Genomic DNA, 11,820 nt, shown 5'->3' with positions numbered 1-11,820 from the left:
GTCGGGGGAACACGTTCGAAAAATTCACAAGGAGATGTTTGGCATGGCTCACGTCATCGATTTCAAGGAAGCCGGATTCGACTCCGTGCTCGATGAATTGCAATGGCGCGGGTTGATCTCGCAATCCACCGACAGGGATCGACTCGCCGAGACATTGAACGGGGAGCCCATCCATTATTACTGCGGCTTCGACCCGACAGCGCCGTCGCTGCACATCGGCAATCTTGTGCAGCTCATCATCATGCGCCACCTGCAGGAGGCCGGACATCATCCAATCGCCCTCGTCGGCGGCGCCACCGGCCTTATCGGCGATCCGCGTCAGTCCGGCGAACGCATCCTCAACCCGAAGGACGTCGTCGAACAGTGGTGCGAGCGTCTGCGCATCCAGATCGGCGACATCCTCGTGCAGGAGGGCGACAACGCCGTGACCTTCGTGTCCAACTACGACTGGACCGCGACGATGAACGTGCTCGACTTCCTGCGCGACGTCGGCAAGAACTTCCGCGTCGGCACGATGCTGTCGAAGGACATCGTCGCTCGCCGTCTCAACTCGGAGGAGGGCATCTCCTTCACCGAATTCAGCTATCAGGTGCTGCAGGGCAATGATTTCCTGCACCTGTACGACCATTTCGACTGCGTCCTCGAGCTTGGTGGCTCCGACCAGTGGGGCAACCTCACATCCGGACTCGACCTCATCCACAAGGTGCGCGGCGTCAACGTCAACGTCATGGCCAGCCCGATCATCACCGACGCGACCGGCAAGAAGTTCGGCAAGTCCGAAGGCAACGCCGTCTGGCTCGACGCCTCGATGCTCAGCCCCTACAAGTTCTACCAGTTCTGGGTCAACCGTCCGGACGCCGAGATGGAGAGCCTGCTCAAGGCCTTCACGTTCCTGCCGAAGGCGCGCATCGAGGAGCTGCTCGAAGCCACCGAGACGAACCCGGGCGCCCGCGAGGCGCAGCGCGCGCTCGCATGGGAGGTCACGAGCCTCGTGCACGGCGACGACGCGACGCGTCAGGCCATCGAGGCCTCCACGGCGCTGTTCGGCCGCGGCGGCGACGTGGCCGAAATCAGCGAGGACATCCTCGAGGCCGCGCTCGAAGGACTCAAAGTCGAGGACGAGAACGGCGCCAAGGCCTTCGCGAAAGCCGCCGCCGGCGACCGCATCAGCGAAGCCGGCGTCCGGGCAGGTCTGTTCAAGTCGATCTCCGAGGCGAGGAAGACGATCAAGTCCGGCGGCGTGTACCTCAACAACGCGCGCGTCGGGGATGAGGAGCAGCTGCTCGGCGGCGACGATTTCCTGCAGGGACGCTTCGCGATCCTGCGCCGCGGCAAGAAGGCGCTCGGCGTCGTCGAACTCGGCTGATTTCTTGCACACCGACAGCCGAAACGACGGATCGGCATCGCCGATTGGCTACACTGGAAGACAATGACGGACGAGGCGGGCGCACATGCCCGCCTCTTGAATGAAAAGGTACGAACATGGCAGACGAACGCGGATCACAGCATCATTCCCAGGGCGGCAACCGTCGCTACGGATCGGGCAACGGCGGCCAGCGTCGCGGCTCCGGCGGCGGATTCCGTTCGCGCGGCGGCTCGAACTTCCGCCGCGGCGACCGCAATGGCGGCGGACGCAACTTCCACCGCAACGCGAACGGCGGCGGCAGGAATGATGATTTCCGCCGCGACGGCGAAGGCGGCGGCGACTTCCGTCGTGACGGCGACGGCCAGCGTCGTTTCCATCGCAACGGCAACGGCAACGACGGCCAGCGTTCGGGCAATCGTTTCCGTGGGCGCGACGACGAGCGCGGCGGTCAGCGTCGCGGCTTCCATCGTGGCGGCAACGGCGGTCAGCGTCGTGATTTCCGCCGCGGCGACGACGACCGTCGTGACTTCCGTCGTGACGGTGACGGCCAGCGTCGCAGCTTCCGCCGTGACGACAACAACGGTCACCGTGATTTCCACCGCGGCGAGCGCAACGGCAACGGCGATCGTCGCGATTTCCGTCGTGGCGACAACGATCGTCGCAACAACAACGGCGATCGTCGTGACTTCCATCGTGGCGACAACAACGACCGTCGTGACTTCCGTCGTGGCGACAACGACCGCCGCAACAACAACGATCGTCGCGACTTCCATCGTGGCGACCGCAACAGCAACGATCGTCGCAACCCGCGCTACGACGGCGCCGAACGTCAGGCACACCACGAGCGCAAGCGCGCCGAATACATGTCGCACTCGCGCAGGAACTCGGACGGCACCGTCAGCTTCCCGTCGCAGAACCCGTACACGGACCGCCGTCCGGGCGAGCCGGTCATGCCCAAGGGCCTCGAATGGAGCATGCTGAGCAAGGATGAGCGCGAACGTCTGCGCGGACTTGCGAAGGAGCATGCCGAGAACATCGGTCTGCACATCCTCGCCGCGTACACGCTCGAGGCGAACGACCCGCAGGCGGCGCTCGCGCATGCCAAGTGGGCCGCCAAGCAGGCGTCGCGCGTCGACATCGCCCGCGAGACGCTTGCGATGGTCGCCTACCGTCAGGGCGACTACAAGCTCGCGCTGCGCGAATTCCAGACGGCGTTCCGCATGAACGGCTACCTCGACTACCTGCCGTTCATGGCCGACTGCGAGCGCGGACTGGGCAAGCCGAAGAAGGCCGTCGAGATCGCGCTGTCCGACAACGCCAAGCAGCTCACCGGCGAGGCGAAGGCGGAGATGTTCCTCGTCTACGCAGGCGCGCTCAACGACATGGGCATGGTCAATCAGGCGATCGAGGTCGTCTCCAAGCTCGTGCACGCCAAGGGACTCGCCGGCGAATACCGCATGCGCGCCGCGCAGGCCGAACAGTACTTCCTGACGAAGGCCGGACGTGATGACGAGGCCGTCGCGCTCGACGAACTCATCGACGATCTCGAGGCGCGCTACGCCGACGTAGACGAGGACGAGACGAGCGACGATTTCGTCGTCGACTACGACGTCGAGGATCTTCCGGAGGATCTGCAGGCGAAGCTCGGCGTGACGCCCGACGATGCGCAGTACGCGCCGCTGGACGACGAGGACGGCGTCAACATGGACGACGAGACGCGCATCCCCGAGGAGGAGCAGTGCGCCGGCGCCGAAATGGACATCGAACCCGCCCAGATGCAGGAACGCAACACGCGCCGCGACGAGGAAGGCGTGATGGGCGACCCCGATCTGACCGACGCCGAGGACGACACGGACGAGGAGGACGTCGAGGTCGGCGACTACGAAGAGCAGCTCAAGAGCGAAACGGAGTGAGCGCGGCGTGCTGAAACCAACGAACACGCCGTTGTCGCGGCGCTACCGTCTCGCCCTGCTCGACCTCGACGGCGTCGTCTACTACGGCAAGAAGCCGGTTGCACACGCCGCCGACGCCATCCGTGACGCCGAAGGCCGCGGCATGACGATCGAATACACGACGAACAATTCGTCGCGCATGCAGGAAACGGTCGCCGAACAGCTGCGCGGCTTCGGACTTGACGTCGACGCGTGGCAGGTGATCACGTCGTCCGTCGTCGCGGCGCGCATGGTCGCACGGCATGTCGAGGAGGGTGCCGACGTGTTCGTCGTCGGCGCCGACCATCTGCGCGACGAGGTGCGCAAGGCGGGACTGCGCATCGTCGACGCCGGCGTGGACGACGCGGGCGCCGCGCCCACCGCCGTCGTGCAGGGCTGGTATCCGCAGATGACATGGCAGCAGCTCGCCGAGGCGTCGTTCGCCGTCGAACGCGGCGCACGCTACTTTGTGACGAACCGTGATCTAACGATTCCGCGCGAACACGGCGTGGCGCCCGGCTGCGGCTCGATGATCCAGGCCGTCGTCAACGCGACGGGTGTCGGGCCGGTCGCGTCGGCGGGCAAGCCGGAGCCGGCGATGTACGACGAGGCGCGCATGCTCGCCGCACACGACGGCGAGGGCATGGTCTCGGTTACCGACAGCCTCGCCATCGGCGACCGTCTCGACACGGACATCGAAGCCGGCAACCGCGGCGGCTACGATTCGCTGCTCGTGCTCACCGGCGTCACCGATCCGGATCTGCTCATCCGCGCGCCGAAGGAGCTGCGGCCGACCTATGTGTCGCTCGATCTGCGCGGACTCAACGAGGCGCAGCCGGCCGTCACCTGCGAGCGCGGCGGCGGCGTGCGCGGCGACGTGTTCCGCTGCCGTGACGCGAAGGCGTGGTTCGCCGACGACGCGATCGCCGTCGATGATGTGACGAGCGTCGACGCGCTGCGTGCGGCGTGCGCGCTCGGCTGGGCGTTGCGCGACGACGGCGTCGACTTGGATGGCGTGATGCTGCCCTCGTTCTCCTTCGACGTCGATGGGGCGTGACGTGGGCGCGGACGAACGGCTTGACGTCGTGCTGACTGCGCGCGCGTTGGCGTCTTCGCGCGCCAAGGCGCGCCGGCTCGTCGACGACGGCCACGTGTACGTCGACGGCGTGCAGGCGCGCAAGGTATCGACGAAGGTGGGCGCGCACGCGCATATCGAGGTGCGTGGCGCCGACGACTACGTGTCGCGCGGCGCATACAAGCTGCTGGGCGCCTTCGATGTCTTCGCCGCCGAAGGGCTGACGGGTCCCGAGGGGCTCGACTGCCTCGACATCGGCGCGTCGACGGGCGGGTTCTGCGACGTGCTGCTGCGTGGGGGAGCGCGTCATGTGATCGCGTTGGACGTCGGCCATGGGCAGCTCGATCCGAGGATCGCCTCGGACGCGCGCGTCATCGAGATGAGCGGCGTCAACATCCGCGACGTCGACGCCGACGATTTGCCGTACCGCCCGCAGATGATCGTCTCCGACGTCTCCTTCATCTCGCTGACCTATGTGCTGCCGGTCGTAGCGCGGATCGCGGCGCCGGGGGCGCAGATCGTGCTGCTCGTCAAGCCGCAGTTCGAAGTGGGACGCGAAGGTCTCGGCAAACACGGCATCGTCACCGACCCGGCGAAGCGGCGCGCCGCCCTCGATCACGTCGTCGAATGCGCGCGCGCCTGCGACCTGCACGTCGTGGCGACCTCCCCATCGCCGATCGAAGGCACCCACGGCAATCTGGAGTACCTGCTCTACGCGCGAATGCCGTGATTCCGCGACGTACGTATCCGAGCGCTGTCTTACGGGCAGCGCTTTTTTGTTTACGGGATGCACTCTCTTACGGGCAGCGCACGCTCAGCGGGGCACATGCTTAGGGTGACGCGCTACGGGCAGCGCGTTTTGCTTACGGGTAGTGCGTTGCGTTATGGGTAGCATCTCTATCGGCAGCACTTTTGCTACGGGTAGTGCAACGTTACGGGATGCACATCGTTACAGGTAGCATGCTGTCCGTAAGCAAACGCTACCCGTAGGCACGCGCCGCTCCAAGCATGTGTCCGCTCCAAGCACGCGCTGCCCGTAAGAGGGTACAACCCGTAAGAAAAGATTGCCCGTAAGAGAATGCAGCAACCCATAAGAAAACGCAGCCCGTAGGCACGACGCAAGTCTGCGCTTACGGGCTGCGCATGAACGTGCCACCCGCAAGCGCAACTGCACTCGGCGGCACCCCAAGATCGCTCATCGAGACAAGCGCGGTGTGCTACCGGTAAGGTCAGCCGCGGATGAAGTGGTCGATCTGGTCCTGCTTGCCCATGATGATGAGTTCGTCGTTGCGGCGCAGCTCGAGGTCGTTGGAGGCGTACTGGAACTCATGTCCCGGCGATTTGACGCCGACAATCGTGATGCCGTAACGGTCGTGGATCTTCGCGTCGCCGATCGTATAGCCGACGAACTGGGACGGCGTGTGGATTTTGACGACGTTGTAGGCGCCTTCGAGCTCGATGTAGTCGAGGTAGTTGCCGGAGACGAGATGGCCGACGCGTTTGCCGGCGTCGGTTTCCGCATTGATGATGTGACGCGCGCCGATGCGCTGCAGGATGCGCGCGTGTTCCTTGGACACCGATTTCGCCCAGATGTCGGAGATGCCTGCGTCGAGCAGATTGCCTGCGGTGATGACGGATGCCTCGACGCTGTCGCCGATCGCGACGACGGCGATGTCGAAGTCCGCGGCGTTGAGCTGCTCGAGCGCGAGGACGTCGGTCATGTCCGCCTGGACCGTGGGGATCTGCGCGGACCAGCGGTTGACGAGTTCGGCGTCCTTGTCGACGGCGAGCACGTCCTGTCCCATCTCGTCGAGCGTCGTGGCGACCGCGCTGCCGAAACGGCCGAGTCCCACGACGAGCACGCTGCGATTATCTGCCATTGTGACCTCCTCTGGATTTGTGGGTGCTACCGGTAGTCGATACGTCGGCGGCGAGTTGCCCGCGCATCCGTTTTGTGTTCCGCTACAGCATGCTACCCGTAACGATGTGCATCCGGTAACGATGCGCTGCCGATAACGATGTGCTGCCGGTAGCGTTGCGCTGCCCGTAACGATGTGCGTCCCGTAACGATGATCAGGACGCCATCCGCGTGCATGTGGCCGTCGTCTGCAGACGACGTTGCGATGCTGCCCGTAGTCAATGTGCTACCCGTAGCGATGTGCTGCCCGTAATCGATACCTCCCGTAAGCAAATGCGGCAGGTGCTTCCCGTAAGCGGGCGCGGCGCGCGTGCCGCCCGTAAGCAACGGTGAGGCGAGGGAAACGCGAAGAACGCGCGCAGTGCGAGGAAAGAGAAATCGAAAAACTCGGTCAGCCGACGACGATCTGGTCGGTGGGGTAGCGCACGACCTCGCTTTGACGGGGGCGGCTCACGGCGTAGGCGAGCGTCATCGGTCCCATGCGTCCGACGATCATCGTCGCGGCGAGGATATACAGGGCGGCCGGGTCGTCCACGTTTGCGACGCCCACCGAATATCCGCCCAGACCGAACGCGGAGCACGCGTCGAACATCGCGTGGCTGAACGACGCGTCGGTGATGAGCATGAGCGCCATCGAGGCGACGAGCACGAGCGCGAAGCAGGCGGTCGTGATGCTCACCGCCGTCATGACGACGTGCGTATGGATGCGCCGTTTGAACGCGGTGACGTCGCTGTGCCCGGTGAACGCGGCCTTGCACACGAGCAGGATGACGGCGAAGGTCGTCACGCGGATGCCGCCGGCCGTCGACGTGCTTCCGCCGCCGATGAACATGACGACGCTCATGAACACCTTCGTCGCCTCGCTCACCTGCGGCACCCAGGACAGGTCGAAGCCGCTCGAACGCGGCATGACGGCGGCGACCATCGCACGCCGCATGCGCGTTTCGACGTCGGCGTACTTGAACAGCGCCGGATTGTCCCATTCGACCGTGAGGAACCAGATGAGGGACGCGAACACGATCGCGAAGGTCGTCACGAGCGTGATCTTCGTATGCAGGCTCCACCGTTTCGGACTCTGGTGGCGGCGCGCCGTGCGGTAGATGTTGAGGATGACGGGGAAACCGAGGGTGCCGCAGAACGCGGAGAGCATGATCGGCATGCCGACCGCCCAGTTGTCGACGTACAGGCCGGCGCCGTCGGGCGTGAAACCGGCGTTGTTGTACGCCATCACGGCGAAGAAGAGCGATTCCCACAACGTGCTGCCGACGTCGCCTTTGTTGACGTGGAACAGGCCGGGGAACAGGGCGATGAACGTGACGAGCTCGATGACGAAGGTCGTTGTGAGGACGACGGTCAGGACGCCGCGGATCTCGCTGAGCTTGTTCGTGCCGAGTTCGTTCGCCGTGAGCAGACGCTGTATCGCCTTGAGGTGATGGTTGACCGCGAGCGCGATGAGCGACGCGAAGGTCATGACGCCGAGGCCGCCGAGCTGCACCGAGAAGATGAGCACGGCCTGCCCGAAGTACGTCCAGTGCGTCGTGGTGTTCACGATCGAGATTCCGCAGGTGGACAGCGCGGACACCGCCGTGAAGAACGCCGTGGAGAATTCGGTCTTCTCGCCCGGCTGCGTGGCTATCGGCAGCAGCAGCAACCCCGTCGAGACGCTGATGAGCAGCAGGAAGTAGAGGATCGTCAGTCGTCCCGGATGCGAATTGAGCCGGTAGGAGAGCGAACGTTTGAGTGGACGGCGTTCGTTAGCGGCTGCTTGTTCGAAGGTGTCGCCGGAGAACCACCAGGCGTATCCCTTCGACGCGTCGCTGTTCGACGCCGATTCGTCGAACAGGAGATTGGCCATGCTGCCTCCGATTGGTCGCCATCCGTGTTGTCGATACGCTGCCATTGTAGATGGGTCGGCGACGTTTCGCCCACTCGCGCGTGCTTTTTGTCCGACGTGCGCAAGCCCGCCCCGACGTCGCTACGGGTTGCGCGTCGCCTTACGGGACATACGTCGTGTGTCGTCTTACGGGATGTGGATTGCCTACGAACTGCACATCGTATGTTGTCTTACGGGACGTACGTTGTTTTATGTGATGCGCGTGATTCTCTACGGGACGCACATCGTTTACGGGATGCACGCTGCGCGTTGCTTTAGGGGATGCGCGCTGCCTTACGGGATGCGCATCGTATGTCGTGTCGTCTTACGGGATGCACGTGATCTCGAATATCTCGAGTCTCGTGATGGCCGCGTGCAACCCGTAATGAGCGACGGCTGCCCGTAAGGATGCCGCTGCCCGTAGCAACGATGCCACCCGTGGCGATGATGCTGCCCGTAACGATGCGGCAGCCCGTAACGATGGCGGGGCGATGCTGCCGCCCGTAACGATGCCGCGGCGATGCGACTACCCGTAACGAGGTGCAGCCCGTAGCGACGTCATGACGATGCTGCCCGTAACGAGGTGCTGCCCTTAACGACGCGTGCGGCGACGGCGCACCCAGCGGCGGCGACCGTCGCGTTCCTGTCGCGCACGGCACAGCGTCCATTACACTGTGAGGGGAAACATCATGCGTAAAGGGGTGTCCATGCAGGCAGCGGAAACGAGAGGGTCGCGCCATGTCGTCGTCGTGACCCACGAAAGGCTCCGGCGCAGCGCGGTCGTCGAGAACGCGATCGCGCAGCTGCGAGACGAGGGATTCGACGTCGCCGTCATCGACAACACGGAGGCGCCCGACTTCGGTTCGCCGTCGCCGAAGGTCGCCCCGGACACCGAGATCGTGCTCGTGCTCGGCGGCGACGGCACGATCCTGCGCGCCGCCGAACTCGTCACCTGCACGGACGTGCCCATCCTCGGCATCAACATGGGCCATGTCGGCTTCCTCGCCGAGTTTGAGAGCTTCCAGATCCATGAGGCGATCCACCGCATCGCCGTGCACGACTACACAATCGACGAACGCATGATCGCGCATGTGGACGTGTGGCTGCCCGGCGCGCAGGAGCCGCTCGGCGACTGGGCGCTCAACGACATCACGATCGAACGCGCCGACCGCGGCAAGATGGTCGAGCTGTCGATCGCCGTCGACGGTGTGGCAATGAGCTCCTTCGGCTGCGACGGCATCATCGTCTCCACGCCGACCGGCTCGACCGCGTATGCGTTCTCCGCGGGCGGCCCGATCATCTGGCCGACGGTGGAGGCGCTGCTGCTCGTGCCGCTCGCGGCGCACGCGCTGTTCTCCCGGCCGATCGTCATCGGCTCGGATTCGACGTTCTCCATCCGCATCGACGACGATTCGACATCCGACGGCTGGATCTGCTGCGACGGACGCCGCCAGCGGCCGCTGCCGCGCGGCGCGCGCGTCGATATCCGCCAGTCGTCCGGACGGCTGCGTCTGGCGCGGCTGTCCGACGCGCCGTTCACGAGTCGACTCGTCACGAAGTTCAACCTTCCGGTCGTCGGGTGGCGCGACCTGCATCCGGCGGGCGGCGCGCGCGTCGACACGTCGCTGCGCGGGCAGGGCGATTTCGACGATCCCGAAAACGCGGACATGGCAACGACGGGCGATGCGTCGACGAACGATGCAGCATCGACGAACGGCGCATCAGCGACCGGCGCCTCGACGGAACAGGAACGGTGACAGGTGCTCGAAGAACTCGAACTGCGTGATCTCGGACCGATCAGGGAAGCGAAGCTCGTTCCCGCGCGCGGCATGACATCGATCACCGGCGAGACCGGTGCCGGCAAATCGATGCTGCTCAGCGCGATCAGGCTCATCTCCGGAGGCGCCGCCGACGCCGGCCGTGTCTCCGCGGGCGCGAAGCAGGCGTGGGCGCAGGGCATCTTCCTCGTCAACGACGGCGACGCAGCGCTCACAATCGCCGAACAGGCGGGCGCGGCGGCCGACGACGGGGAGGTCTTCGTGTCGCGCACGGTGCCCGCGTCGGGACGTTCGCGCGCCGTCCTGTGCGGCAGGACGGTGCCGAAATCGGTGCTCGCATCGCTCGCGGCGGAACTCATCACCATCCATGGGCAAAGCGACCAGCTGCGCCTCGCATCGCCGGCGAGGCAACGCGAGTTCCTCGACCGCTGCGCGGACAACGGCAGGCAGCGGCGCACCTACGCGAAGGCGTGGAACACGTACCGCGAAATTGACGACCGTCTGCGCAGACTCAGCTCGCAGGAATCGTCGATGCGTCAGCAGGCGGACTATCTGCGCGAATCGATTGCGCGCATCGACCGCGTCGACCCGCAGCCGGGCGAACTCGAGGAACTCAAAGGCCAACGCGAACGCATCGAACACGCCGCGCAGATCAACGCGGGCGTCGCCGGCGCGCTCGCGGCGCTCGACTCCGCACAGGGCGACGGCGACGACTACCGCGGCGCCGACGAGCTTGTCCGCTACGCGTCGCAGGCGCTGCGCAACATCCGCCTGGGCGGCGTGTTCGAACAGTGCGCTGACCGTCTCGATTCGCTGCAGGCGGAACTCGAGGACATCTCGTTCACGTTGTCGCAGCAGCTCGACCTCGACGAGTCGGGGGAGGACCTCGACACGATCAACGGGCGCATCCACGAACTCGACGAGCTCACGCGCCGATGGGGGCCGACGCTCGACGACGTCATCGCATGGCGCGACAAGGCGCGTTTCGACGTGGAGGATCTCGACGCGTCTCCCGAAAAGCTCGGTGAGCTCACGGCGGAACGCGAACGCTGCCTCGACGCCGCACGCAAGGCGGCCGTCGTGTTGACGAAGACGCGCGAGCGCGCCGCGAAACGACTGTCGAAGGACGTCGACGGCGAACTCGCGCAGCTTGCGATGGCCGGCGCATCACTGACGATCGACGTGCATGCGCGCGACGGCGCCGACGCGCTCGACGCGAACGGCGGCGACGACGTCGAATTCCTGTTCACGCCGTTCAAGGGATCGCCGGCGCTCGCGATGGGCAAAAGCGCGTCCGGCGGCGAACTCAGCCGTCTCATGCTCGCGCTTGAGCTGTCATGCGCCGGCGAACGCGCGTCCGGCGAGACGGACGGTGCGGAGAGTGGTACGGGTAGCGCTGATGATGGTACGGGTAGTGCGGATGGTGCCGCGGATGACACGGTTCCGTCGATGACCTTCATCTTCGACGAGGTCGACGCCGGCGTGGGCGGCAAGGCCGCGGTCGAGCTCGGCAGAAGGCTTGCGCGGCTTGCGCGGCATGCGCAGGTGATCGTCGTGACGCATCTGCCGCAGGTCGCGTCGTGGGCCGACAGCCAGTTCGTCGTCGGCAAAAGCGAGGACGGCGACGGCGTCGTGAGCACGCATGTGCGCGAGGTCATCGGCGATGCGCGCACCGAGGAGATCGCGCGCATGCTCGATGGCAGCACGACCCCCACCTCCCTCGAACACGCCAGGGAACTCCTGGCAGCCTCCCGTCTGACCTGACTGTGAGCGCCGCCGTCGCGTGTGTTTCGTGTCCCATGTCTCGCTACGGGTAGTGCTACGGGTAGCGCTACAGGTAGTCGTCGTTGTGATCGTTACGGGTAGTCATCGTGTTGAT

At 65.4% G+C, this 11,820-nt stretch carries 8 protein-coding genes; 6 read left to right on the top strand and 2 right to left on the bottom strand.

The window, feature by feature from the left end; all coding sequences use genetic code 11:
- Positions 1-43: 43 nt before the first annotated feature.
- From tyrS to CGZ88_RS02835, 4 genes are all read left to right on the top strand, one after another.
- Positions 44-1,366 carry a tyrosine--tRNA ligase gene (gene tyrS, locus CGZ88_RS02850; RefSeq protein WP_101671023.1) on the top strand — a complete coding sequence of 441 codons (1,323 nt, stop codon included), beginning with the start codon at positions 44-46 and terminating at the stop codon, positions 1,364-1,366.
- A gap of 116 nt (positions 1,367-1,482) precedes the next feature.
- The gene (locus tag CGZ88_RS02845) at positions 1,483-3,279 is read left to right on the top strand and encodes a helicase (protein WP_101671022.1); all 1,797 of its coding nucleotides are present in this window, start codon (positions 1,483-1,485) and stop codon (positions 3,277-3,279) included.
- 7 nt (positions 3,280-3,286) lie between these two features.
- Entirely contained in the window at positions 3,287-4,354 is a 1,068-nt protein-coding gene (locus tag CGZ88_RS02840) for an HAD-IIA family hydrolase (protein WP_026644368.1), read from the top strand.
- On the top strand, positions 4,344-5,102 hold the full coding sequence (locus tag CGZ88_RS02835; protein ID WP_101671021.1) for a TlyA family RNA methyltransferase: 759 nt from the start codon (positions 4,344-4,346) through the stop codon (positions 5,100-5,102). The genes CGZ88_RS02840 and CGZ88_RS02835 overlap by 11 nt, the downstream gene beginning before the upstream one ends.
- Before the next feature lie 499 nt (positions 5,103-5,601).
- Here the strand turns inward: CGZ88_RS02835 and CGZ88_RS02830 are convergent, their stop codons facing one another.
- A complete protein-coding gene (locus tag CGZ88_RS02830) occupies positions 5,602-6,252 on the bottom strand; it encodes a potassium channel family protein (RefSeq protein ID WP_026644366.1) in 651 nt (216 codons plus the stop codon).
- 429 nt (positions 6,253-6,681) lie between these two features.
- Positions 6,682-8,145: a TrkH family potassium uptake protein gene (locus CGZ88_RS02825; RefSeq protein ID WP_026644365.1), complete on the bottom strand. Its 1,464-nt coding sequence runs from the start codon at positions 8,143-8,145 to the stop codon at positions 6,682-6,684.
- Between the two features lie 725 nt (positions 8,146-8,870).
- Here CGZ88_RS02825 and CGZ88_RS02820 point away from each other — a divergent pair.
- Both CGZ88_RS02820 and CGZ88_RS02815 read left to right on the top strand, forming a co-directional pair.
- A complete protein-coding gene (locus CGZ88_RS02820) occupies positions 8,871-9,920 on the top strand; it encodes an NAD kinase (RefSeq protein ID WP_081663855.1) in 1,050 nt (349 codons plus the stop codon).
- Positions 9,921-9,923: 3 nt separating this feature from the next.
- On the top strand, positions 9,924-11,705 hold the full coding sequence (locus CGZ88_RS02815) for a DNA repair protein RecN (protein WP_026644364.1): 1,782 nt from the start codon (positions 9,924-9,926) through the stop codon (positions 11,703-11,705).
- Positions 11,706-11,820: the final 115 nt, after the last annotated feature.

It is taken from the genome of Bifidobacterium anseris (assembly GCF_002860345.1).
Classification (GTDB): Bacteria; Actinomycetota; Actinomycetes; order Actinomycetales; family Bifidobacteriaceae; genus Bifidobacterium; species Bifidobacterium anseris.
Note: the sequence above shows the minus strand (reverse complement) of the source record. Positions and strands in the feature narration are given on the sequence as shown.